At 42.6% G+C, this 26303-nt stretch carries 20 protein-coding genes; 8 read left to right on the top strand and 12 right to left on the bottom strand.

All coding sequences use genetic code 11. The features are described 5' to 3' along the window. Window positions 1–15: 15 nt before the first annotated feature. The 11 genes from chrA to IPO83_05910 all read right to left on the bottom strand — a co-directional run bounded on the left by chrA (window position 16) and on the right by IPO83_05910 (window position 12480). Window positions 16–1272 carry a chromate efflux transporter gene (gene chrA, locus IPO83_05960; protein MBK9730816.1) on the bottom strand — a complete coding sequence of 419 codons (1257 nt, stop codon included), beginning with the start codon at window positions 1270–1272 and terminating at the stop codon, window positions 16–18. Window positions 1273–1435: 163 nt separating this feature from the next. Further along, complete coding sequence (locus tag IPO83_05955) at window positions 1436–3502, bottom strand: LysM peptidoglycan-binding domain-containing protein (protein MBK9730815.1); 2067 nt, start codon at window positions 3500–3502, stop codon at window positions 1436–1438. Between the two features lie 238 nt (window positions 3503–3740). Beyond that, on the bottom strand, window positions 3741–5171 hold the full coding sequence (gene gatA / locus IPO83_05950; GenBank protein ID MBK9730814.1) for an Asp-tRNA(Asn)/Glu-tRNA(Gln) amidotransferase subunit GatA: 1431 nt from the start codon (window positions 5169–5171) through the stop codon (window positions 3741–3743). A 29-nt stretch (window positions 5172–5200) separates the two neighbouring features. Continuing rightward, on the bottom strand, window positions 5201–5413 hold the full coding sequence (locus tag IPO83_05945; protein MBK9730813.1) for a twin-arginine translocase TatA/TatE family subunit: 213 nt from the start codon (window positions 5411–5413) through the stop codon (window positions 5201–5203). A gap of 115 nt (window positions 5414–5528) precedes the next feature. Further along, the gene (locus IPO83_05940) at window positions 5529–6038 is read right to left on the bottom strand and encodes a hypothetical protein (protein ID MBK9730812.1); all 510 of its coding nucleotides are present in this window, start codon (window positions 6036–6038) and stop codon (window positions 5529–5531) included. 16 nt (window positions 6039–6054) lie between these two features. After that, complete coding sequence (locus IPO83_05935; protein ID MBK9730811.1) at window positions 6055–6621, bottom strand: hypothetical protein; 567 nt, start codon at window positions 6619–6621, stop codon at window positions 6055–6057. A gap of 301 nt (window positions 6622–6922) precedes the next feature. Next, entirely contained in the window at window positions 6923–7432 is a 510-nt protein-coding gene (locus tag IPO83_05930) for an RNA polymerase sigma factor (GenBank protein MBK9730810.1), read from the bottom strand. Between the two features lie 136 nt (window positions 7433–7568). Then, entirely contained in the window at window positions 7569–8534 is a 966-nt protein-coding gene (locus IPO83_05925) for a transketolase family protein (GenBank protein MBK9730809.1), read from the bottom strand. A 118-nt stretch (window positions 8535–8652) separates the two neighbouring features. Continuing rightward, window positions 8653–10068: a VWA domain-containing protein gene (locus IPO83_05920; GenBank protein ID MBK9730808.1), complete on the bottom strand. Its 1416-nt coding sequence runs from the start codon at window positions 10066–10068 to the stop codon at window positions 8653–8655. A 56-nt stretch (window positions 10069–10124) separates the two neighbouring features. Continuing rightward, the gene (locus tag IPO83_05915) at window positions 10125–11555 is read right to left on the bottom strand and encodes a VWA domain-containing protein (GenBank protein MBK9730807.1); all 1431 of its coding nucleotides are present in this window, start codon (window positions 11553–11555) and stop codon (window positions 10125–10127) included. 82 nt (window positions 11556–11637) lie between these two features. Beyond that, window positions 11638–12480, bottom strand: coding sequence for a transketolase (locus tag IPO83_05910; protein MBK9730806.1), 843 nt, complete (start codon window positions 12478–12480; stop codon window positions 11638–11640). A 359-nt stretch (window positions 12481–12839) separates the two neighbouring features. Between IPO83_05910 and IPO83_05905 the strand changes: the two genes are divergently transcribed. The 7 genes from IPO83_05905 (at window position 12840) to IPO83_05875 (ending at window position 21431) form a co-directional block, all read left to right on the top strand. Continuing rightward, complete coding sequence (locus tag IPO83_05905) at window positions 12840–13202, top strand: hypothetical protein (protein MBK9730805.1); 363 nt, start codon at window positions 12840–12842, stop codon at window positions 13200–13202. A gap of 209 nt (window positions 13203–13411) precedes the next feature. Beyond that, window positions 13412–14920, top strand: coding sequence for an oligosaccharide flippase family protein (locus IPO83_05900; protein MBK9730804.1), 1509 nt, complete (start codon window positions 13412–13414; stop codon window positions 14918–14920). Window positions 14921–15798: 878 nt separating this feature from the next. After that, window positions 15799–16233 carry a dUTP diphosphatase gene (gene dut, locus IPO83_05895; protein ID MBK9730803.1) on the top strand — a complete coding sequence of 145 codons (435 nt, stop codon included), beginning with the start codon at window positions 15799–15801 and terminating at the stop codon, window positions 16231–16233. A gap of 153 nt (window positions 16234–16386) precedes the next feature. Further along, on the top strand, window positions 16387–17388 hold the full coding sequence (locus tag IPO83_05890; protein MBK9730802.1) for an NTP transferase domain-containing protein: 1002 nt from the start codon (window positions 16387–16389) through the stop codon (window positions 17386–17388). A gap of 207 nt (window positions 17389–17595) precedes the next feature. Beyond that, window positions 17596–19359: a tetratricopeptide repeat protein gene (locus IPO83_05885; protein MBK9730801.1), complete on the top strand. Its 1764-nt coding sequence runs from the start codon at window positions 17596–17598 to the stop codon at window positions 19357–19359. Next, entirely contained in the window at window positions 19352–20098 is a 747-nt protein-coding gene (locus IPO83_05880; GenBank protein MBK9730800.1) for a DUF4292 domain-containing protein, read from the top strand. Before IPO83_05885 ends, IPO83_05880 begins: the two co-directional genes overlap by 8 nt. A gap of 19 nt (window positions 20099–20117) precedes the next feature. Then, window positions 20118–21431, top strand: coding sequence for a peptidoglycan DD-metalloendopeptidase family protein (locus tag IPO83_05875; GenBank protein ID MBK9730799.1), 1314 nt, complete (start codon window positions 20118–20120; stop codon window positions 21429–21431). Window positions 21432–21677: 246 nt separating this feature from the next. On the opposite strand, the gene uvrA is transcribed toward IPO83_05875, so the two are convergent. Beyond that, a complete protein-coding gene (gene uvrA / locus IPO83_05870; protein MBK9730798.1) occupies window positions 21678–24560 on the bottom strand; it encodes an excinuclease ABC subunit UvrA in 2883 nt (960 codons plus the stop codon). 341 nt (window positions 24561–24901) lie between these two features. Between uvrA and IPO83_05865 the strand changes: the two genes are divergently transcribed. Further along, complete coding sequence (locus tag IPO83_05865) at window positions 24902–26278, top strand: alpha-amylase (GenBank protein MBK9730797.1); 1377 nt, start codon at window positions 24902–24904, stop codon at window positions 26276–26278. The last annotated feature ends 25 nt before the right edge of the window (window positions 26279–26303 follow it).

Genomic DNA, 26303 nt, shown 5'->3' with positions numbered 1-26303 from the left:
TTTAATTCTTAATTTTTATGGGTAAAGAAAAAATCCGACTAATCCGGCAGCCGGAATTAAGTACACTACATCAACATTAAATTTTATGAGCGCCACTAAGGTTCCGCCAAAAATAAGTAATGAAGGCCAAAAAGCAGCAAAAGAGGAATAATCTGTTGTTTTGGTAAGCTCCCAGGCTGCAAAAAAGATCATACCGATTACACCACAACGGATGCCGCGCAAAACAGATTTAGCGATCACAGACTTCTTAAAAAATTCCATTGCTTTAGAGGCTGCCACCATCAGGATGGCAGGTGGTGTAAAAATGGCAATCGTAGAAAGTAAAGCACCAGTTATTCCTTTTACCTGAAAGCCGATAAAAGCCGCGGCAATCAGGATCGGACCCGGCATTACCTGGCTGAAAGCAATGCCATCTTTAAAAGATGTTTGCGTAACCCAATGAAATACTTCTACCACATGGTGTTGAATGATGGGAATAATTACATAACCGCCACCAAATAACATCACACTTAGTCCACCAAAAGTTTTTACAAGGTTGAAAAGACTCTTTGGATCTTCAACGGGAACGTAAAGTCCTGCAGCGAGTGTCGCAATCATCACCAACACAAGACTTGTGGTTATATAAGGAAATTTTATGCGCGCAATTTTAGGTGCATTGGCAAGGGCTTTCTTATCAGTGAAAAGAAAATAGCCAATTAATCCGAAAGTGAGCACTAAAAGGAAAGTCACATATAACCGGTAATCCCTTGGAATAAAGATGAGTCCTGCTATAGCCAGCAGTACCAGAAACAATTCAATCTTGCCTTTTACATTCTGCTTTGCCATCCGGTATGCTACGCTGATAATTACCGCCACTACAGCAGGTACAAAACCCTGGAAAAATCGTTTTACTTCAGGAATATTTCCATAAATACCATAGAGATAACTCAACATTACCATTAGCAGGAAGGATGGCAACACCACTGCTACCCCTGCAACCACAGCTCCCCACGGACCTTTTAATTTATTACCAGTATAAGCGACAACATTTACGGCTTGCGGTCCGGGAAGAAGGCTGGCCAGGGAAATACCATCCAGCATTTCTTCAGGAGTAAGCAATTTCCTTTTTCTTACGATAATACTTTCAACAACTGAAATGAGCGACATAAATCCACCGAAGCCAAGACACCCTGCTTTCAAAAAGGTGGTGAAAATGTAGAAAAAGGAAACAGGTTTCTGAATTTCTATCTCGGAGTTCAATGCCGCCTGCGGTTGTGTATCCTGGGTAGTCAAAAAGTATAGAAATCTAAGCGTTCAATGATGAATGAAATGGGTGCTATTTCTCCCACAACTGGTAGGAATGAAAAGGCCGCCAAAAATACACTTATTTATTTCAGAAGTGCAGACTGTTTTTTATTTTTTATGTATCAGAATGACCGTATTGGTTCAGCAACAACTAACCTTTTGAACTTAGTTTTAAAACAGTACCCACTTTTAAGTTATTGCACTTTGAGGCACCGTTAAGTTTCCTGATTTCATCTACCGTTGTTCCATGACGTTGGGCTATTTCCCAGAGCGTATCTCCATTCCGCGCTTTGTAATACACATAGTTGGAAGGTGCTTCAGGCTTAATAGCACCAGTGGATTTTGCAGTTGCAGTGTAAGGAGATGCAACTGTTGCCGGTTTGTTGGCAGCAATTGCCAAAGGTTCGCTTCCGGAAGGATAGATTTTTAGTTTTTGTCCTACTGTTACAGTCGTGCTTTTCAACTTATTCCAATTCCTGATTTGGGAAATGGTTACCTGGTGCTTTTCTGCAATTTTTCCGAGATAGTCTCCTTTTTTTACCGTGTAAGTAATGCTCTTTGCGGTGGTAACAGGAGTTGTTTTAGAAACAGATTGAGAAGCAGCAGTTGCTGTATTTGCCGGTTGTTTTTCATTTGCCGTATCGGCAATTGTTGAACCTGAACTTTCTATTGTTTTGGGATTGTAGAGCTTTAATTTCTCTCCCGTTTTTATAGTGGAACTGCTCAGGTTATTCCATTCTTTAATTTGAACAACACTTACCTTTTGTGAAGCAGCAATTTTATTCAAATTATCTCCCTGGCGAACGGTGTAGGTCTTTTTTACAGTTGCGCTGTTCGATTCATTTCCGGTAGCATTTTCAGCAACAGAAACTTCAGACTTTGCTGATGGTGGTGCCGGAGTAATAACTTTTTTGGTAGCAGAAGCGGTGGCTGTTGAAGTGCCGTGGCCGTTATTGATTTTAAGCTTTTGACCAACATGAATCGTAGAACTGTGAAGGTGGTTCCATTTCTTGATTTGGGTAACCGACACATGGTATTTGCCGGCGATTTTTCCAAGATTATCACCCTTGCGAACAGTATATGTAGTATTTGCGCCCGGAATATATCCTCCTTCAAAAATGCCTTTTGCATTCAATGAATACAGGATGATGGAATCTTTGCTTGCATCAAACATGGCAATGCGGTCGGTGGGCAACTTACATTCATAAGAACAAACACTTCCGCCGGGAATCACGCTGCATTTAAGTCCGGGATTTAAAAATTTAAATTCTTCCATGCTTAAGCCGGTATACTTTGCAATCTGGTCGCAGGACATTTTATCGCTTACTGTAACACTGGTAATCGGCTCAAAGCTGTATTTCGGATAGTCAGGAGAAAGATCATGCAATTCATAGTACGTCATCACATAAACGGCCGCAATAAAGGCAGGCACATAGTTTCGGGTTTCACGCGGTAAATAATTACGGATTTCCCAAAAAGTATTGCCACCGGATAATGAAATAGCACGGTTCACATTGCCCGGACCACAATTGTAGGAAGCAATGGCCAGCAGCCAATCGCCATATACATCATACATGCTTTTCAGGTATTGTGCTGCACCTTCGGTTGAACGGATAATGTCCTTTCGTTCATCCACATAAGAATTAATATTCAGTCCATACTGCTTTGCTGTACCATACATGAATTGCCACATTCCTGTTGCGCCCACGCGGGAAACGGCGTGTGGATTCAGTGCTGATTCAATGATGGAGAGGTATTTTACCTCAGGCGGAACACCATATTGTGCAAATACCTGGTCGAAAATCGGGAAATAAATCTTACTCAGTCCAAGCATTCTCGACACCTGTTCACGCCGGTTGAGCACGTACAGGTTGATGTATTTTTTTACCTCCTCATTATACGTTAAGGTCACCGGTGTTACCATGGCACCCAACCTTGCGCGGTAAATGGAGTCCTCGTACAATGGGACGTCCACGTTGGCGAAGGAAACTTTTGGTTCCTGCATGCTATCTGATACAGCCAACTCATTATCCACCTCGTTAAGGGAGTCATTGCTTTCAAACTGATCGGGCAAAAGCTGTGGTTCCGGCAACACAGGTTCATTCGTATGAACCCATGGTGGTTGCTGCGCAAAGGCAACATTGATCTGAAGGACTAAGCAGCTAAAGGCGAAGAGAAAAGCTGCAAAGATTTTTTTAAAGAGGTCGTTCTTCGTCATTACGAGGTTTTAATTACATCTATAGTGAGGGAAAATTTGCTGCAAAATACGGAAATTATTACCGGAAAGGGAATGACGTTGGCATTTTTCCGGCTGCTTTAACACCTGATTAACGAGTTTATTGTTCAGGTAATTCAAAAGGAAACTCTTCATTACTAATCAGTTAAAATATCAGGAAGCACCTCAGATTGATATCTTCATCACGGCTTTCCTGATTTACGGTCTTGGTTTTTAAGGATTATGGTATCGTAAATTTTTTCATGAGGTATTCTGAAAAGGCAAACAATTCACTTTCGTTAAAGCGTGCGGACATTACCTGAACACCAAATGGTAACCCATTTTCATCTTTGCCCAATGGCAAGGAGATGGCAGGAATTCCTGATAAGTTAGCCTGCACCGTAAAAATATCGGCAAGAAAAGATTGTACGGGATCGTTTCCTGATGCACCTATTTTAAATGCGGCAGCAGGTGTGGTGGGCAGTATGATGAAATCGTGCTCACTAAGTATTTTTTCGGTTGATTCAAGTATCAGTCTGCGGACTTTTTGCGCGCGGCTGTAGAAGGCATCGTAGTAGCCGGCACTCAGGACAAATGTGCCGAGCATGATGCGGCGCTTCACTTCCTTTCCAAATCCTTCCGACCGGTTTTGCCTGTAGAGTTGCTGAAGATCCTGCGCATTTTTCTGACGATATCCGTACCTGATGCCATCATATCGGGCGAGATTAGCAGATGCTTCGGCAGTAGTGAGCACATAATAAGCGGGAACGAGATAATCCAGGTATGGAAATGAAACGGGAGCAACGTCATGTCCAATGGATTTCAGTTGATCGAAAAAACCATCCATCCAAAATCGGATAGAAGCATCCACTTTTTCATGCGTTGAAACTTCCGGCAGGCAGGCAATCAAGTATTTTTCTTTTGGTTGCAGTTTTTTTGAATACGCCTCCACTGTTTTAGATGCAACGGTACTGTCATATTCATCTGGTCCTGCCATTATTTCAAGCAACAAGGCTGCATCAGTTATATTATGGGTAAGCGTTCCGATCTGATCGAAAGAGGATGCATAAGCGACTAATCCATATCTGGAAATCCGGCCATAAGTTGGTTTCATCCCCACCAAGCCGCAGAAGGAAGCAGGTTGACGGACTGAACCACCAGTGTCACTTCCGAGTGCTGCCAGACACATATTCATTTGAACAGAAACTGCAGCGCCACCAGATGAACCTCCCGGAACCCTTGATGAATCGAAGCCATTTAAAACATTTCCGAAAGCAGAGTTTTCATTCGAAGAGCCCATCGCAAATTCGTCACAATTGGTGCGGCCGATTATAATGGCATCTTCCTGCAAAAGGCGTTCAACCGCAGTTGCTGTGTAGAGAGCAGTAAAGGATTCCAGCATTTTGCTGGCGGCAGATACTTTATGATTTTTATAGCAGAGAACATCTTTGATGGAGATCACCATACCGGCTAATTTTCCGGCTGTGCCATCTTTTAATTTCTGATCAATAACAGTTGCCTGTTCGATTGCTTCTTCTTCAAATACTTCAATAAAAGCATTTAAATTTTTGTGAAGATGGATATTTGTGAGATAATGCTGCACCAGTTCAGTGCAGGAAACAGCACCACTTTTCAGATCAAGCTGAATAGTTTCGAGCGAAGAATAAAACATAGCGGTGATCTGAAACTGCGAAAAGCAGTTTATGCGGGACGGTCTTTTTTATCGGCTTCTTTCATTCCGTCTTCCAACTCCTGTTGCACATTTGCTTTTGCACTGTTGAATTCACGGATTCCTTTACCAATACCCCGCATCAGCTCGGGAATTTTTTTGCCACCAAAGAGCAGCAGGATTGCGAGAAAAATCAATATCCATTCACTGCCGCCGGGCATGCTGATTAAAAAGAGAGGTTCCATCGATTTTGCATTTAAGGCCGTAAAAGTACTTGAAATATCGGAAAGTGATTTGAATGATTGGGAGGTCAGGGCAGGCCGGGAAGTGTGCTTGCTTTTTATTCAAATCGAAGGTTGATTAATTTTTTGGGGCAGGAGCAGCAGGTCCTGGCTTCGTGCCTCTTTCCTGGTGCATATCCTTGAGTAAGGAAATTTTAAAAAGCTGTTCGGCGCGGTACAGCTTGGCCACTTTTTTAACCGGCAAAATTTTCTTGAATTCATTGTTGTAGCGCTTTGCAATATCAAGTTCCTTTTGTCTTGAAATGAATTCATTTTCAATCACCTTATTTACCTGTTCATCAGTATAGCTGTCGAAGTTGATTTTGGCAGACAGCAATTCTGTTACACGCTCTTTCTTAAGTGTTTCCACTTCATCACGGTATTTATTGTAAACGGGCCAGAAGACCTGTGCTTCTTCGGGTGTGAGTTGCATCTCATTGGTATAGAAACCGATGCGGCGTGCTTCCACATCGTCTTTCCTATCCTGTGCAACAAGAGGTTGTGCCATCACGGATGTGATCGAAAGCAAACAAAAACAAAAAAATGTGGCGGAAGTAGCCAGGCGATTGACAGACATTCGGGTTAACATGGTTATTTGATTTATGTCAGATTTGATCAAGGTATGCATCATCAATTTCAATAACATCTATTAAGGAAGGATCAGTGGAAGTGGCGGTTGAACCGGTAGTTGCATCATATTCAATCAGTAATTGCACGATCGCGTCGTCATCGATATCTGAAACATTCATCATCAGGCTGCTTTCTTCATCAGTCGTTATTGCTATTTGTTCCTGAACAAGTTGATCTGATTGCTGATGCTGGTAATTGTACACCAGGATGGAGCTGAAAAAAAGAATAGCGATAGATGCAGCAGCGAGCCAAACGCTTCGTGACGGAAGCCGGCGGATAACCGGAGAAGACTGTTTCTTAATTCTCGAAAGAATAGTCTCAGGTAACATTTCAAAATAAGATGCAGGCAGTTCAAATGGCTGATCAGTTGCAGAAGCAACGAGGGGAGAAAAAATTTCTTTTCCTGAAATGGCAGCTAAGATGCTTTCTTCTGCTTCCGTAAAATAATTTTCTGAAGTATAGAAAGGATGCTCACGCGACAAACTTGCGAGGTAAGGTGACAGTGATTTTAGTTCTTCTGTTATTTCGTTTCTTGACTTCATGGTTCTATTTATCTTCTATAATCCTCATTCCCGGCCCTCTCTCAAATTAAAAACCGCTAAAAACATTTATCTATTTAAAACAGTTCCGGGTTCTATCATAGCCGTTTGTGAAGACAAAACGCCCCCCTCGCCGTTGGCTGTGTCTTCACAGCCAACTTCAGTAACCCATCTCAACTTATTAAATGATTTTTAAACGCTAAAGGCACCGACATCATGCTACCGGATTTATTTTCCTCCAGTTCGTGATTGCACCTCTTGACTTTTCTCATCAACTTTAGTTTAAATGCATCCGGTAAAAACATTATTGATGATCGAGCATGTATTTCTCCACTTTTTTAACTGCATGGTGATAGCTGGCCTTCAATGCACCGACTGATGTATCAAGCATGCCGGACATTTCTTCGTAAGGAATTTCATCGTAATAGCGCAGTTGAAACACAAGCCGTTGTCTTTCAGGTAAGGAGAGAATGGCTTCCTGCAAATGCATTTGAATATTATTGCCATTGATGAAATTTCCTGAATGTAATTTTTCCATTAAAGAATCTGCTTCCTCAGGAATTGGCAATAATCCTTTGCGTTTCTTCTTATCTAAATAAGTGAGGGTGATGTTGGTGGCGATGCGATAGAGCCAATAAATGATTTTTGATTCACCACGAAAGCCTGACAAACTGTTCCACGCCCTGATAAAGGTGTCCTGCACGAGGTCGTTGGCATCATCATGATCGATCACCATTCGCCTGATGAACCAGTATATTTTTTTCTGATCGCGCTTTACCAGCCAGGTAAATGCAAGTTCCCGCTTTTCCGCCATGCGAAAAGCCGCAAGAATCTCTTCGTCTGTTACAGTGTCCTCTCTGTGCAAAGTATGTCCAGGAAGCAAGCTATTGGTGGTCGGTTGCAGTTCTCAAAAATAAAAGCTGAAGAATAGCTGCTTCCGTTTCTATCTGTCAGCTTTTTTTCTTCCTGTTGACGGCCTGGTGTGCGGCCACTACGATATGTGGTGTATCAATTCCATATTTCACCAGCAGTTCTTCGGGCTTTCCGCTTTCTCCAAAAGAATCATTCACAGCTACCATTTCCATCGGAACCGGTTGATGACGTGCCACCACACCTGCTATCAAATCTCCCAATCCGCCAAAAATCTGGTGTTCTTCCGCAGTTACCGCGCAGCCCGTTTTGGAAACAGAAGCGATGACTGCCTTTTCATCCAATGGTTTAATGGTATGAATATTTATCACTTCCGCTTTGATTCCTTCGCCAGCGAGCATACGCGATGCTTCAATCGCTTTCCAAACCATATGCCCTGTTGCAAAGATGGATACATCACTTCCTGAAATAAGCAGTTGTGCTTTTCCAATCTGTAATGGTTCGCTTTCTGAAGTGAAATTAGCCACTTTCGGCCGACCGAAACGAAGGTAAACCGGACCCACATGATCCGCGATGGCAAGTGTAGCCGCTTTGGTTTGATTGTAATCACAAGGAACAATCACCGTCATGCCCGGCAACATGCGCATGAGGCCGATGTCTTCGAGAATCTGGTGCGTGGCACCATCTTCACCCAAAGTTAGACCTGCATGTGACGCACAGATCTTTACATTTTTTCCGGAGTACGCAATGGACTGACGAATCTGATCGTACACACGTCCGGTGGAGAAATTGGCAAATGTTCCGGTGTAAGGAATTTTTCCGCCGATGGTAAGTCCTGCTGCAATGCCCATCATGTTTGCTTCCGCAATACCAACCTGAATAAATCTTTCAGGAAATTCTTTGATGAATGCATCCATACGAAGAGAGCCTGCAAGATCCGCGGTTAAAGCAACCACCTTCGGATTTTTCCTGGCCACTTCTACAAGCCCTGCGCCGTAGCCGCCCCGGGTTTCTTTTTGGTCTTTGTCACTGTATTGGTCAGTCATGGTGAGTAGTGAGTAGTGAGGAAAAGTCGTGAGTCGTGAGTCCTTAGTCGTTAGTTAGTCTTTAGTCTTTAGTCTTTTAGTCTTTTAGTCTTATGTCTTTTTGGTCTTCAGTGGCCGGTTACAACTTCAACTGCGCCGATTCGCCGCTTTTGATACGAAAGGTTTTGGTGATGGAATCGTTTGTTTTCTTAGATGATTTCGGGCGATAGATGACAATGTATTCGCCGGCCTGCAAACCTACCAATTCGTTGGACAAATTTTCATTGAGGGTGTAAATTTTTTCCAACTGACCATTGTCGTTGATAAAAACAGACCCGTATCCGGGATAAGTTTTTGAAATGTTGAGGAGCCCGGGCACATCAATTTTCACGGTAGTGGTAGAACTTTGGGTAACCGCAACATTTTTGATTTGCAACCTCGGAAGCGTGAGCACTTCGAGGTCATAACTTCCTGATAAGTATTTGGAAGTTGTGTTCATGTCCTGTACCATCACGGTTTCATTGCTGCCGGATTTGCGGATGATGCATTTTATTTTACTGTTCAGATTGTTGTTGACCGTGCTGCTGCTGAGCGCCACATTCAGAAATCCCTGTGAAGCCGGAATGCTGATCTCCTGGTTTTTTTTCTCAGCAAATTCCAATTCTTTTTTTTCTATGGGCGGCGTTGTATGAATCACCATATTATACGTAACCACCGGATCCAACTGCAACGTATCCGGAACGCCACGATAATTAAGCGTGTGGTAAAAATTGTATTTCACTTCACCGTTTGTTGCTTCATAAAAAGTCATGTCGACATCAGTTTCCAAAGGATTGCCTGCTGCATCGAGCAGGTTCACACGAACTGACGCGGAAGAAAGCAAACGTTCCACTACGGATTTCATAATGCCACGGAGTGCCTCGGGATTTTGTGCATTGAAATAATTGCCGATACAATCCATCGAGGATTTTGCGCCGGGATCGAGATTCAAACCAATCACAAACGGCTTGAGGAATATATGCTGCTGCTGCATTTTTAAGGAAACAGCACAAGGATCACCATCACATGATTCCTCACCATCTGTTACTAAGAGTATGATATTTCTCCCTGAGGCATCAACAGGAAAATCACCTCCTCCATTTTCAATCGAACGTGCCAGCGGTGTAATTCCTTTCGGATGAATTGCATTCAACATATTCCGGATGGGCACTGCATTGGCCGGCGCAAAAGCCACTTCCAGCTTCGTATCGTTGCAGTCATTTTCTGTGTTGATGGTTTGATGCCCGTAGACGCGCAAAGCTGTTTCAACATTTGGAATGGATTGAAGAGAATCAGCAATCTCTGAAATAATGGAACGCGCGATTTCCATCTTCGTTTTTCCTTCCCATGGATTGAGCATGCTGAAAGAAGCGTCTAACACAAAAAGAATTCTTGTGACAGATTGATTGCCGGTATTTTTTTCTGTTGAAGAAGTTGGCGCAGGTTTTTTGTTTTGTGAAAAACAAAAACCGGAACAAAGTAAAAATGATGTCGTGCATAAAAGTGCAAAGCACAAACACGCAGGTTTGAAAAACCTTTCTCGCTTCCTGTTTTTATGTAGGCGTAGCACAATCATAGTTTCACCATGGTTGTTTTTCCGGAGGAGATTTGCACGGGATATTCTTTTGTCTTTGCTGACTGTTTTCCTTTATCGGGCCTGAAAATGACCACATAACTTCCCGGTTGCAATGCAATGGTTTTAGTGGAGGACAACTTCGTGAAGTCCCACACTTTCTGCAGGTTTTTTTCCTGTTTTACTAATACACTTGCTACACCTGCTGCTGATGGACTCACCGACAAAGTGCCGGTTCTCGGAATTTTTATAGAAGTCGTTTTTGCTTCATCCAACTGAACATCGTGCATGATGATGCGCGGCAAGGTGAGAATTTCCAGATCGTATTTGCCGACGAGATATTTCTGCAAACGGTTGATATCCTGCACAGCCATCAGTTCTGTTTTTCCTGCTTCACGCACTAAGCAAGGCGCACTTGGATTGGTTGGCGATGTGGTTTCCCATTTCAGCTCAAGTGTTCCCTGTGGCACATCGGCGGCAATGGTATTGTGAATGCCTTTCACCAGTTCAATATCTTTTTTAATTACCGGTGGAATACTGTGAACCAATAAATCGTAATGTACCTCAGGATCGAGTATCAGCGTATCCGGATTTCCCTTTGCATTGAGTGTATGAACGAAATTGTATTTCACTTTTCCCGATAGGTGATCGTACAGTGAAAGCTCCACATTTGTTTCTGAAGGAATGCCAAACGCATCGAGTAAATTGATTTGAGCAGTGGTTGCATTGAGTGCCCTGGAGATCACCACGTTCATGATACCGGCGAACATATCATCTTGTTGTACATCGTAGAAGGCACCGGCACATTCAAATTTTTTCTTTATAGAATCGCTGAGGCCGAGACCGATGATAAATGGTTTGAGCACAATTCCTTTTTCCGCCATTTGCGAAGCCACGCTGCAGATATTTCCGTTGCAGGTTTCATTACCATCGGTAATCAGCACAATGGAATTGTTCGACAATGAATCTGTTGGAAAATCGCTGATGGATTGCATCAACGTGTATTCAATGGGAGTTTGTCCCTGTGCTTTTATTTCCTCTAATCGCTTTGCTACTGCAGCGCCATTATTTTTCCCGAAAGGAATTTCAAGCCTGGTGTCTTTGCAGTTGTTAGCGGATCGTGGCGACTGGTGACCGAATACACGCACTGCAAATTCTACATTCGGATTCGCTTTTGAAATGCTGTCGATGGTATGAATCAGCATTTGTTTGGACAGCACAAACTTTGTTTGTGTTGGCGTATTTGAAGAAGTGTTTTTCAGTGAACCCTTCATGCTGCCGGAAGCATCAAGCACAAACAATATCCTGTTTGTTTTAGCCCTGTAAAGTGCTGACTCCTGCGAAAAGGCGGAGCATGATATTGCAAGCAGCAGAAAACAAAACAAAGCACTCCGGCGATATCCTTGTTTTTTATTGGAGCTGCTTTTCAATGCGTTTTATTTCAGGTTTCAGTTTGCCAAATACACTTAAACGTTTGCAGAAAGTAATTTATGCGTTGCAAACAACCCGTCGCTAATAATCAACCATCGTTAAGGGAAGCTGTTCCAATGCTTTCGCAAGCTGTTCATCGTTTGGTGCAACACCATGCCATTCGTGCTTGTTCATCATGAAATCCACGGGATAACCCATGGCAGTCTTCATCAGAATGACAATAGGTTTACCATGGCCGGTCATTGATTTTGCTTTGTTAAGCACCGACACAACTTCTTCCATATTGTTACCATTCATATCGAGCGTAGTCCAGCCGAATGCTTTGAATTTTTCATTCAGATCGCCGAGTCCCATCACCTTGTTGGTGGGGCCATCAATCTGCTGTCCGTTCCAATCCACTGTGCTGATGAGGTTATCTACTTTTAAATGAGCTGCGGACATGATTGCTTCCCAGTTCTGGCCTTCATCCAGTTCTCCATCGCCATGTAAGGAGAACACGAGGTGCGGATCGCCGTTAAGACGCTTGGCCAACGCGGCACCAATGGCAACGGACATGCCTTGTCCGAGTGAGCCGGATGCCACACGAATGCCGGGCAAATGTTCATGCGTGGTAGGATGCCCCTGCAGGCGCGAGTTGAGCTTGCGGAAAGTGTACATCTCTTCCAGTTCAAAATAACCGGAACGTGACAGCACGCTGTACCAGACCGGTGAGATGTGACCATTGGAGAGGAAGAAAATATCTTCATCATGACCATCCATTTTAAAGTTGCGGTCATGCTTCATGATTTCAAAATATAAGGCGGTAAAGAAATCAGCGCAACCGAGGGAGCCGCCCGGGTGACCGGACTGGCAACCATGCACCATGCGCAGGATATCTCTTCTTACCTGGGAAGCAATATTTTTCAAATCGTCAATTGAAGCCATTCAGTTTTTTTTAGAAGCGTCAAAAATAACAGAAATAGTGCTTCGCGTTGAAATTTATTCTGTGAAATTCATCAAGGTATAGTCATCGGATGACTTGCCCGGACTTAACTTAATGACATTATTCTCAAGCAAAGTGGTTGCGTACGGACAGGTCGCGACCTGTCCGTACACAGCCGATGAAGGTTTTCATTAGCCGGCAGATTGTCCCCGGGATAATTGCTATTCGAACCTGAATATTAGCCAAAAAAACAGATCAATTTCATTTGCTGATATGAATAATTATCACGTAATTTTAATATTCATGAACCTTATATGCTAATTAAATAAATACACCATCTGTTTTCTAAAATAATATCACCATGAAAAAAATTGCTACCAAATTGAACAGTTCTCTTTTATGCATTGCATTATTCTTCCTGAGCTTTTTGTTTACCCTTCCTGCTTCAGCGCAATGGGAACAAACAGCCGGACCGGAAGGCATCACCATCAACGTGTTTTATAATTATGGCAATTACGTGTTCTCCGGATCGGATGCCAAAGGTGTATTCCGTTCTGATGATCACGGACTCAACTGGATTCCCGCGAATGCAGGACTGGAAAATTCCGCCATCTTCTCTTTTACAATTACTCTTGACGGACGGAATTTTTCACCGGGCATTTACATCGCGCAACTGAAGGTGGATGATACTTTGAAGCTGATTAGGATGGTGGTGGAGAGGTGATGTTATTTTTGAAAAAATGGGGCACATACTTAATTGGTTGTTAAGTGCTGCATTTTGACTTGCAATGTGTCCGGATAATTCCAATCAAATTTAATAAATGGGGTAAACCGTCGGTTCAGTTCTTCTGATCATCTTATAAGGTTTATTCAGAATTCCTGCCCTCGGCTATCCGATTTGTAAATGTATCTTCGCCCCCGAAAATTTTTCTCTTGCATCCATTAGTTAAGAAACTGGCACAGCAAACTGCCATTTACGGACTCTCCAGCATATTGGCCCGCTTTCTTAATTATGCATTGGTTCCTATTCAAACGCGTGTTTTTCATCCGGATCAGTTTGGGGTGGTCACCCAGTTTTTTGCCTACACGGGTTTTCTCAATATCCTTTTTACTTACGGAATGGAAACGGCTTTTTTCCGTTATGCCAGTCACAAAGAAGATCAGAAGCAGGTATATGATACCGGACTTGCCTCAATGATTTTTACGTCGTGCATGTTTGCTGCCATCATCATTTTGTTTCGTTTTCCGATTGCAGATCTCATGCAGTTCAGCGGGCACACTGAGTATGTGACCATGCTGGCGCTGATACTTGCATTGGATGCCTTGGTCACCATTCCGTTTGCCAGGCTGCGCCAGGAAAACAGGCCGCTGCGGTTTGCCACTTTTAAAATCATCAGCATCAGCATCAATGTGATCCTGAATGTTTTTTTCCTGATTGTTTGTCCGTGGATTTTGAGCAACGCTTCATTTGCATCGCTTCATCCATTCATCAACATGGTGTATCAGCCGGCATTCGGCGTTGGATACATCTTTATTGCCAACCTGGTGGCAAGTGCGTTTACGGTTTTGGTGATGGGACAATATTTTTTCATCCGTCACTGGCACATCAATACCAGGCTGCTGAAAGAGATGTTGCGATACACCTGGCCGCTGATTATTGTAGGCCTTGCCGGCATGGGCAATGAATTATTGAGCCGTGTTCTGCTCACGCGGCGCTGGAATGGAAGCTACGATGAAGCCATTCATGCATTGGGTGTTTTTGGAGCTTGTTATAAGATGTCGCTGCTGATGACCTTGTTTGTGCAGGCGTATCGCATGGCGGCAGAACCTTTCTTTTTCGGTGAATCAAAAAAGCTGAATCCACAGCTCACCTATGCGCGCACGATGAATTATTTCGTGATCTTTTGCGGTTTCATCTTTCTGCTGGTGGTGTTGTTCATCGATTTTTTCAAGAAGATATTTATGAGCGCTGAATATTTTGATGGTGTGCGTGTAGTGCCTGTTTTATTGCTCGCCAGCTTCTTCCTCGGTGTTTATTATAACCTGACCATCTGGTATAAGCTCACGAATAAAAATTTCGCAGGGTCTCTCATTGCATTCGGCGGACTGCTCATCACGCTCATCTTAAACTGGTGGTGGATACCTTTGTATGGATATTATGGATCTTCCTGGGTTACTTTTATCTGTTATGGCGGCATGATGGTGGTGTCGTATTTTCTTGGGCAGAAATATTATCCGGTGCCGTATGATGTACTGCGATTCATTGTGTATGTAGGATTGGCGGTTGGTTTTTATTTCCTGCATGAGCAATTAGTGATGCTGCTGCCTGACTCTCTTGTCTTTCTCAATTATCTTTTGGCCTTCCTGATCCTGGGAGCTTATATCGGGTTGGCGTATCTTTTTGAAACGGGGAAGGTGAAGGTGTTTAAGGCGATTCAGTGAAATACTGTTTCATCCATTTTAGAAAAAAATAGTGAGGACGTTGATAGAACTACCAGAACTGGAAGTTCTATCTTACTTCGTTACCATCGTGTGTGTCTTCACACACGATTTTTTAATTAAAAATCATTCAAGAGAGACAACATTATAAGAAAGCTCCTTCGATAAAGCAATACCGTCTGCAAATTGTAAGGAGGTTCCTATTGTATGACTTTATGGGAGATGGCGTCGCCGTTTTTCAATGCACCAGCTTTGATACAGCAATACTATCTGTTTGTTGTAAGGAGATTCCTCCTGAATGACTAAGAGAAGATCTATGTCTCCGTTTAGAAAAGCAGCATTTATCTGCAAAAACATGCAGTCCCATTTCGTTTATTTATCTGCGTGTAATTCCGTGCATCGTAGCAATTACATTCGCGGGAATTATGCAGAAGAACCTCCTGAGATAAGGCAATACCGTCTGCAAATTGTAAGGAGGTTCCTATTGTATGACTTTATGGGAGATGGCGTCGCCGTTTTTCAATGCACCAGTTTTGATACAGCAATACTATCTGTTTGTTGTAAGGAGGTTCCTCCTGAATGACCAAGAGAAGATTGGTGTCTCCGTTTAGAAAAGCAGCATTTATCTGCAAAAACATGTAGTCCCATTTCGTTTATTTATCTCCGTGTAATTCCGTGCATCCGTGGCAATTAATGTTTGTTGTAAGGAGGTTCCTCCTGAATGACCAAGAGAAGATTGGTGTCTCCGTTTAGAAAAGCAGCATTTATCTGCAAAAACATGTAGTCCCATTTCGTTTATTTATCTCCGTGTAAATCCATGTTTCCGCGGCATTTACACCCGAATTCCCATTTCTGAAAAGGATGGTTAACTTTGCCGCCCCATGAAAGTAAAGGTCATCAATCACTCTCCACATTCTTTGCCTGCTTACGAGACTGCCGGCTCAGCCGGACTTGATTTGCGTGCCTGGCTGAACGAAGTTGTTGAACTGAAACCATTGGAGCGAAAACTCATTCCGACCGGATTATTTATTGAGTTGCCTTCCGGATACGAAGCCCAGATACGACCAAGAAGCGGTTTGGCAGCTAAAAAAGGACTGACTTTATTGAATACGCCCGGCACCATCGATTCCGATTACCGCGGAGAAATAAAGATCATTCTGGTAAACCTGTCTGATGTTGCGCAACAAATAGAAAACGGTGAAAGGATTGCACAAATGATTATAGCAAAGTATGAAAGGATAGAATGGCAGTTGACGAATGAGCTGGAAGCTACAGACCGTGGAGCCGGAGGATTTGGGCACACGGGCCTGAAGTAGTAAAATAAAAAAGGATCACGAAGAAAAGATGAGCATAATTAAAACTTCACGATAGCAGAATAACAATTGCGATTTGCTGATCGTGATTTTGAAAGGTTATTGACAACCATAACCGTTAAATAATTTTTGAACCAAGCAAGAAATTAGTTAAGCATGAGAGTAATTGTTCCAATGGCCGGAATGGGTAAAAGGATGCGGCCACATACACTTACCACCCCAAAGCCCTTGATTCCAGTGGCCGGTAAACCTATTGTTCAGCGGCTGGTAGAATACCTGGCTGAAATGTGCGAAGACAAGATTGAGCACATTGCATTCGTGGTAGGTGACTTTGGAAAAGAAGCAGAGAAAGGTTTGTGCAAGATCGCAGAAGACCTTGGCGCCAAATGTTCCATTCATCACCAGGAAGAAGCGTTGGGCACCGCTCACGCCATACTATGTGCGAAGGAACATTTAAAAGAACATGTGATTATCGCATTCGCCGACACCTTGTTTTATGCGGACTTTAAAGTGAATGAAGATGCAGATGGTGTGATCTGGGTTCAGAAAGTAGAGAACCCGCAACAGTTTGGTGTGGTGAAACTGGCTCCTGAAGGTCACATTACAGAGTTCATTGAAAAATCGCCTGTCCTTGTTTCAAACCTCGCGATCATTGGTATTTATTATTTCCGCGATGGTGAAAACCTGAAGCATGAACTGCAATATTTGCTGGATCATGATATAAAGGAAAAAGGTGAATACCAGCTCACGACAGCCATGGAGCACATGAAGAATAAGGGGCTGAAGTTGTTTCCTGGTGAAGTGGCGCAATGGCTCGATTGCGGGAATAAAGACGCAACTGTCGACACCAATAAGCAGGTGCTTGAACACGAAAAAAACAAACGGCTGATTGACAAATCGGCGCTGATCGAAAATTCTACGATCATTCCGCCAACTTATATTGGTCCGGATGTGGTTATAAAAAATTCCGTGATAGGCCCACACGTTTCTATAGGGGGAAAAACGGTAATTGAAAATTCCATCCTCAAAAATTCCATCATCCAATCAAATTCCCGCATTAAAAACCGGTTGATACAAAATTCGATGGTAGGAAACCACGTTTCACTCACCGGCCGTATGGAAGAAGTGAGCGTGGGAGATTATTCGGTCGATAACTGACAAACATTTTTTCATCAGGTACCGGCGAAGTTCAGGAAACACAGCTTGTAATCGAACCTGTTCAATTTATCATTGCATTTACAGAGAATTCATCCTAAAAATAAGGCTATGAACAGTAATGCAGTTCGATCAAACAGACCCTGAAATTGCGATTCATTTTTTGTACGTAGGTTTGAGGTTTATTATAGGTTGGTTTAAATTTTAAAGATGAAATTAAAATCATATATTCAGTTAATTATGCTGCTTGCACTGGTCCTCGTGCAGGTTTCCTGTTCAACTTCGAAGAACGGTACTTCTTCAGTTCTTGGCGATGGTATTGGTGCTTCGAAAACAGTAGTAATAGATGAATCGAAAAAGCGCGAAGCAGAAGCGAAGCTGATCGAAGCGAAGAAGATGGAAATTCTGAGCGATGAACAGGCAGCGCTTAACCTTTATAAAGAATGTATCCGGCTCGATCCTGAAAATGACGCTGCATATTACAGTGCGGCGACTATTCTTTTTAACCAGAAGCAATACCAGGATGCATTGGGATTTGTGTCGGAAGCTGTAAAAATCAGTCCGGGCAATTCGTGGTATCTTGATCTTTACGGAACGTTGCTGGGCGGAATCGGAAATTATAAGGAAGCTATCAAAGTATATCAGCAGATGGTGCAGCTTGATCCCGACAACACGGATGCGTGGTTTAACTGGGCATTTTTCCTCGATCAGAGCAAACAAACGGAAGAAGCGATCAATGTATTCAATAAAATTGAAGCACGCTTCGGTGTGAATGAAGATATTTCTATTGAAAAAGAAAAGTTGTGGCTGAAGCTCGGCAAGGTGGATAAAGCGGCGGTTGAATTGAAAAACCTGATCGCGGCATTTCCAGACGAACCGAGATATTATTCCTTGCTGGTAGATATGTATATGTCGAACAAGATGGAGGACAAAGCCTTTGAAGTATTGCAGCAGATGATCAGTATTGATCCTGACAATCCAAGAGCGAACCTTGTAATGGCCGACTACTATCGTAAAAACGGGGAAGAACAAAAATCATTTGAAGCACTCAAACGTGCTTATGCAAATCCTGATCTTGATGCCGCGATAAAAATTTCATTACTGGCTTCCTTTCTGCCGATGATGCAAACAGACACCGTTAAAAAATCTGAAGCACTTGAATTGGGAAAATTGCTCGTGAGTGTTCATCCAAATGATCCGATGGCGCATGCATTAATGGGTGATATTCTTTACCAAAATGATGAAGTGAACGGGGCATTGAATGAATACAGGAAATCGCTCGAGATCGACAACAGTAAGTTCCTGGTATGGCAACAGGTGATGCTGATTTACGATCGTGAACAAAACCGTGATTCGTTGCTGGCAGTCAGCGAACGGGCGATGGATTTGTTTCCTGATCAGAACATGGCCTACTACTTTAACGGTTATGCAAACATGCAACTGAAAAAATATGAGGCAGGCATCGCTTCCATGGGAAAAGCAATTGCGATGGGTTCGGAAGACAAGCAGTTCATTGCACAACTTTATTCTTCGATGGGTGATGCTTATTACAGCCTGAAAAACTCTTCGGCCTCTGATAGTTGTTATGATCTTGCCCTGATTTTTGATCCTCAAAACGCTTATGTGCTGAATAATTACAGCTATTATCTTTCGTTGCGCAGCACGAAGCTCGATGAAGCGAAGAAGATGGCGGAACGCGCGAATAGCATTGCACCAAACACAGCAGCCTATGAAGACACTTACGGATGGGTGTTGTTTAAGCTTGGCGAATATGAAGAAGCAAAAAACTGGATCGACAAATCTTTGAAAAACGGATCAGGCGACGATGGAACGGTGCTGGAACATTATGGCGACGTGCTGTACAAATTAGGTGATGTGAATGGCGCTGTTCAATACTGGATGAAAGCAAAGGAAAAAAATGTGGATTCAGACTCGATTGATAAGAAGATTGCAGGCCGGAAATTATATGATTAAATTTTTTTTTGCTGCTATAGCGTGCATCATAATATTGGCCGGTTGTAAAACAACATCTAAAGTTACAACAGCATCAAAACAAAGCGATGTTAAAAACAATGCTTCGCAGGCAATGCTGGACAGCCTGGAAAAACATGCTTTTCGTTTTGAATGGTTTACCGGAAAGGCAAAAGTTGAAATCCTCCAGGGAACAGATAAAACTGAATTTACCGCCAACTTAAGAATCAGGAACGACAGCGCCATCTGGGTTTCCATTTCTCCTGCACTCGGACTGGAAGTGGCACGGGTGCTGCTGACCAAAGATTCCATCCGCATAATTGACCGATTGAACAATGATTATGACAGTAAGGATTATCATTTCTTCAAAACGTTCACCTCATTTCCTATCACGTATGATGTAGTTCAGGATTTGATTGAAGGAACACCTTTGTTTATCAATAACCGGGAATTTAATGTTGACAGAACGGATTCAACTTACTCCTTGAAATGGGAACAGTCATCACAAACCAATTTGATTCTACTCGATCATAAATTTCTCGAGAAGAAGCAAACTGTCACCGACAGTACAACAGCAAGCATGAATATTATTCAGCAACAGTATGATATACCATACACTTCTGCGTTTTCGTTGTGGAGAAAAATTGAATTGATCCGTCCTCAACAGATGCAGATCGTAATTACCTTTAGCAAAATTAAAATCAACGAACCTGTTAAGTTGCCTTTTACTGTAAAGGATTAACAGTCAACTTCTATAATTAATGATCACCACAATTTTTTATGAACGAAAAAATGCGCATTACCGGACATTGAATGCCGCAGCGCGTTTTTTGTTTCCAGACTGTTTATTGACTGTAGCTAAAATGGCAACGGTGTTTTTTCTGTTGTTGACGGTGAGTTTCTCAGCTTCTGCTCAATCGAGCAAGGACGACCTTGAAAAGAAAAAAGAACAGCTGCTGAAAGAAATCGAGACGATGCAGCAGCAACTCGATCAAACAAAAAAATCAAAGAATGCAAACCTGGGACAGCTCACGGCATTGAAAAAGCAAATTGGCGCGCGTGAAAAACTGATTGGAAATTACAACAGCCAGATCAGCCAGATTGACAAAGAGCTGACTGCAAAAGTCCGCACGGTGCGTGCATTGGACCGCGACCTTGATACGCTAAGAGTCAATTATGCCAATATGGTTTACTATGCTTACAAGCACAGGAGCGCTTATGATAAATTACTTTTCCTTTTTTCGGCGAAGGATTTTAATGATGCATTTATAAGGTTGAAATATATCAAACGCTATAGTGCTTATCGCCGGATGCAGGCAGATTTGATTCGTACGACTCAGAAAGATCTGTCAAAAAAAATGACGCAATTGAAAGCGCAGCGCACGGAGAAAAAGCAAGTGCTGTCGGAACAGGAAGAACAGAAGAAAAAACTAGCAAAAGAAAAAGCGGCGAAGGATAAGCTGGCTAAAACATTCAGCAGCCAGGAGAAAACATTGAAGACGGCGTTAGCAAAAAAGAAAAAGGAACAGGATCAGTTAAAGAAGCAAATTGCTGATCTGATTCGAAAGGAAATTGAAGAATCGAAAAAGAAAAACGGAACCGCTTCGGGTAAAACCACTACCGCTTCATCACTCGGATTAACTCCGGAAGCCGCCGCGCTCTCCGCAAGTTTTGCATCCAACCAGGGCAAGCTTCCATGGCCCGTAACGAAAGGAGAAATTGCAGAAACTTTTGGCGAGCATGAACATGCCATTCTTGAAAATGTGATGACGAAGAACAATGGCGTGGATATTAAAACTTCAGCAGGCGCTGATGCACGTGCTGTATTTAAAGGCACTGTGGTGAGTATTATTTCCAATCCCGGTTATCACAAAGGTGTGCTGATCAAACATGGAGAATATTATACCGTTTACAGCAACCTGGCTTCTGTGAAAGTAAAAGCCAACCAGGAAGTGGACACCAAGCAATCCATCGGAACAGTGTTCACTAATGAAAGCGGTGAATCCACTATTCACATTGAAATCTGGAAAGGAACATCGTTGTTGAATCCTGAGAGTTGGTTGATTTCGAAATAAAAAAATCACCCGGTTTTTTCTGTTATATCTTTAGGAATGAGTTTCTTTTTTGTCGTGCTGAGGAACGAAGCATCTGTTCATTTGATCCAGATTCCTCCTTTGTCGGAATGACTAAATGAGGATATGAATTGTTGTAGTCCGAAGGGCAGGCGAATTTAGAACGGAGCATCATTTTTCAAACGATCTGATATTTTTTTTGAAAAATGCAAATACGAAAGTTGATGCTGTAATGAATTTCCTGAATTTTCAATTCAACTCCCGCTTCAAAAACTCACCCGTAAAACTCTTTTTGCTCTTCGCAATGTCTTCCGGCGTTCCATCAGCAATGATATAACCGCCCGCCTGGCCACCTTCAGGTCCAAGATCTACGATATAGTCGGCGAGTTTGATTACATCAAGATTGTGTTCGATAATTAAAACAGTGTTGCCTTTGTCAACGAGCTTGTTGAGCACTTCCATCAATACGCGGATGTCTTCGAAGTGCAATCCTGTGGTGGGTTCATCAAGAATATAAAATGTTTGTCCGGTATCTTTTTTCGAAAGCTCTGTTGAAAGTTTAACACGTTGTGCTTCACCGCCACTCAACGTTGTTGCCTGCTGACCCAAACGAATATAACCCAAACCAACATCCTGCATTGTTTTGATCTTGCGATGAATCTTATGCATGTTTTCAAAAAATGTAACGGCTTCATCCACTGTCATTTCCAGGATATCACTGATGGATTTTCCGCGGTAGCGCACTTCCAGCGTTTCACGATTGTAACGTTTGCCCATGCATTTCTCACATTCCACATATACATCAGGAAGAAAATTCATTTCAATCAACTTCATGCCGCCTCCCTGGCAATCCTCACATCGTCCGCCTTTGACATTGAAAGAGAAACGACCGGTTTTATAGCCGCGGATTTTTGATTCAGGCAGTTGTGCAAACAAATCGCGGATGTCAGAAAATACAGAGATATAAGTGGCAGGATTAGAACGCGGTGTTCTGCCAATCGGTGACTGATCAATCTCAATTACTTTATCAAGCAGCTTCAATCCTTCAACAGCACGATACTCCAATGGTTTTTTTCTGGAGCTATAAAAATATTGGTTGAGAATCGGATACAATGTTTCAGTGATCAACGTGGATTTTCCACTTCCTGAAACGCCTGTCACACAAATCAATTTGCCCAATGGAAAACTCACGGAAACATCTTTCAGGTTATTTCCCCTGGCACCAATCAAATGCAGAAACTGTCCATTTCCTTCCCGCCTTTGAGCAGGAACTTTAATTGCTTTTTTCCCTACCAAATAATCCACTGTCAAAGTGGACTGCCCATTAAATGCTGCAGGTGGTCCTTCTGAAACAATATAACCGCCATGTTCACCCGCACCCGGACCAAGATCAATTACATGATCAGCCGCCAGCATGATGTCTTTGTCATGCTCCACCACTAATACACTGTTACCGACTTCCGTTAAATCTTTCAATGCTTTTATCAGTCGTTGATTGTCGCGCTGATGTAGTCCAATACTCGGTTCATCAAGAATATAAGTGATGCCAACCAGTTGCGAACCAATCTGAGTTGCCAGCCGGATACGTTGTGATTCGCCGCCCGATAACGATCTTGAAGGACGATCCAAAGCAAGATATTCCAAACCAACATCCATTAAAAAGCTGATGCGTGAACGGATCTCCTTCAACACTTCACGACCTATTTTCAACTGTCGCTCGGATAATGTGTCATCCACTTCATCAAACCATTGCTGCAATGCTGAAATGCTCATAGCAGATAATTCAGCAATGTTTTTTTCATTGACGCGAAAGAAGAGCGATTCTTTTTTCAGTCTTGTTCCATTGCAAACCGGACAAGGCACCGCATCCATAAATTCTTCTGCCCACCTGCGCAAACCATCTGATGCAGTATCACGATAATAACGGTAAATCATATTTACCACGCCTTCAAACTCTGTGGAATACGACTGGTCCAGTGCGTCAAAATTAAGTGACACATCTACTTTTTCTTCTTTAGATCCGTAGAGGATCATGTTCAATGCTTCTTTCGGAATTTTTTTGATGGGTGTCGCCAGCGTGAATTTATATTTCACGGCAATGGCCCGCACTTGCTGGTATAAAAAATTGTCGCGCACTTCTCCTAACGGGATGATTCCACCGTCGTTGATACTTTTTGAGTCATCGGGAATAATCACATGGCGGTTGATCTCAAAAACAAATCCTAATCCTTTGCAATGCGGGCAGGCACCATAAGGTGAGTTGAAAGAAAATGTATTGGGTGAAGGTTCTTCATAGGAAATACCTGAAGCAGGATCCATCAGCGTTTTACTGAAACTCTGCGCTTTGCTTTCATCATCTGCCATCACCACCATGATCAAGCCTTTCCCCATCTTCAGGGTGAGTGCCACGGATTTCTTCATCCGTTCAATAGATTTTTCATTCACCTCAATCCTGTCAATCACCAGTTCAATATCATGCACCTTGTAACGGTCTACCTGCATCTTATCTTTCACTTCCTTAATCTCTCCATCAACACGCACTTTAAGATATCCTTGCTTTCGCACCTGCTCAAACAATTCACGGTAGTGTCCTTTACGGCCTCTTACCAGCGGAGCCAGGAGGATAATTTTTTCGTCTTTAAAATTTTCATTCAGTTGATCGATGATCTGTTCCTCAGTAAAACGAACCATCTTTTCACCAGACTCATAGGAATAAGCTTCTGACGCGCGTGCGAACAGCAATCGAAGGAAATCATAGATCTCTGTAATCGTACCGACTGTAGAGCGCGGATTTTTATTCACCGTTTTTTGCTCGATGGAAATAACCGGACTTAAGCCGGTGATCTGGTCTACATCCGGACGTTCAAGATCACCCAGAAACTGGCGGGCATAGGATGAAAAACTCTCCATATAACGCCGCTGACCTTCCGCATAGATCGTATCAAATGCCAATGATGATTTTCCACTTCCGCTGATGCCCGTGAGCACAACTAATTTATTGCGTGGAATTTTTACATCAATATTTTTCAGGTTGTGAACACGTGCTCCCAATACTTCCAGGAATTCCAGCTCAGGCTGACTGGCAGGCGGTAAAGATTCAACAGCTTTTTTGGGAGGATTTTTAACCGGCATAAAAAAAATAAGGGCGCAAAGATAGGGAATAAACGCGGTGCGGAAAAGGAAGGTATGAAAATGGTGCACGACAATTTCCACTATGTGGTTTTTCCCGCAAAGGCGCAAAGCACGCAACAACAGATATCGATAATTCCTTTGAGGGCTTTGCCCCTTCGCGAGCACGCCTCCTCCTGCCGCACCGTGAGCCTGCCGAAGGGCACTTATTCTTAACCGCTTACACAAACCTGATGTTGACTTCGTAACATTTTTATCCGCTAATACTTAAATCATCGGAAATTTGCATCTTGTGTGGTGCAAAGTTCTTTTGCATTCTTCACTTTTAAAAGATATCCCATCGCATGAAATTAAAATTACACACCTTCTGCACCATCCTTGTTGCATGCTTCATTTCCTTAGCTGTTTTTTCCTGCAAGAACACACCGGAGAAAAAGGCCACGCCAGAAAAAATCATTTCCAATGTTCCGGCAGTGAGCAACGTTGTGATGTATGAACTGTTCATTCATAATTTTTCAAATGAAGGAACTATCAATGCAGTAACAGCAAGGTTAGATGAACTCAAAGACCTTGGCATTAATACGATTTGGCTCATGCCCATTCAACCCATTGGTCAATTACAAAAAAAAGGAACCTATGGTTCTCCTTATTCGATCAGTGATTATTATGCCATCAATCCTGATTATGGCACAAAGGCGGACTTTAAACGATTGGTGGATTCAGTGCATGCAAAAGGTTTGTATGTAATTATTGATGAAGTGGCCAATCATACAGCATGGGACAACGCATGGGTGAAAGAGCATCCGGATTGGTACACAAAGGATTCTACCGGAAAAATGATTCCACCGGTTCCTGATTGGACTGATGTGGTTGATTTGAACTACGACAACCAGGAGTTGAGAAAAGAAATGATAAAATCAATGAAGTATTGGATCGACAGTTTCAACATTGATGGTTACCGTTGCGATGTTGCAGGGGAAGTTCCTTTTGACTGGTGGAAAGAATGCATCACCGAACTTCGCAAGAGCCGCCCGATATTGATGCTGGCTGAAGGAGATGATCCGAAGTTGTATGAAAGTGGGTTTGACATGACCTATGGCTGGCAGATGTATTCAACGATTAAACAGGTTTGGAATGGCAAGCGATCACTTGCTGCCATAGATACAGTGCTTGCAAAGGAGAAAGCTGATTTTCCTTATAACTACCGTCCGCTCCGCTTCTCGGATAACCATGATGAAAATAGTTGGGACAATGTGCCTGCTGTAAAATTTCAAACTGTGGAAGGATCAAAAGCCGCTTTTATAGCATTGGCGATGTTGCCCGGCGTTCCGTTGTTGTACAATGGTCAGGAAGTTGGTTATCCAACGCGCATTAATTTGTTTGAGAAATATAATATTACCTGGACAGCGAATGGAGACCTCAGAAAATTCTACAAGGATATTATTCATTTGTACAATACCAATGAAATACTGAAAGAAGGTAATGTGCAAAGAATTGCCAAAGAAAATAAAGATGTATTGATGTATACACGCACACTGAACGATTCCCTAATAGTGGTGATGGTAAACGTGCGCAACACAAAAGTGAAAGCCGCTATGCCAAAAGAACTCATGAGTAAAAATTATAGCAATGTGCTGACGAATGAACAGGTAACTTTTTCATACGATTTATCCTTTGAGCCGTATGAATATAAAATACTGCGGGCACTCTCTGCCGAATAAATTATTGATTGCTGTCACTCGTAAA

Source organism: Chitinophagaceae bacterium, from assembly GCA_016717285.1.
In the GTDB taxonomy this organism is placed as follows: Bacteria; Bacteroidota; Bacteroidia; order Chitinophagales; family UBA10324; genus JACCZZ01.
The sequence above is the reverse complement of the archived record's forward strand: the minus strand, read 5'-3'. Positions and strand labels throughout refer to the sequence as shown.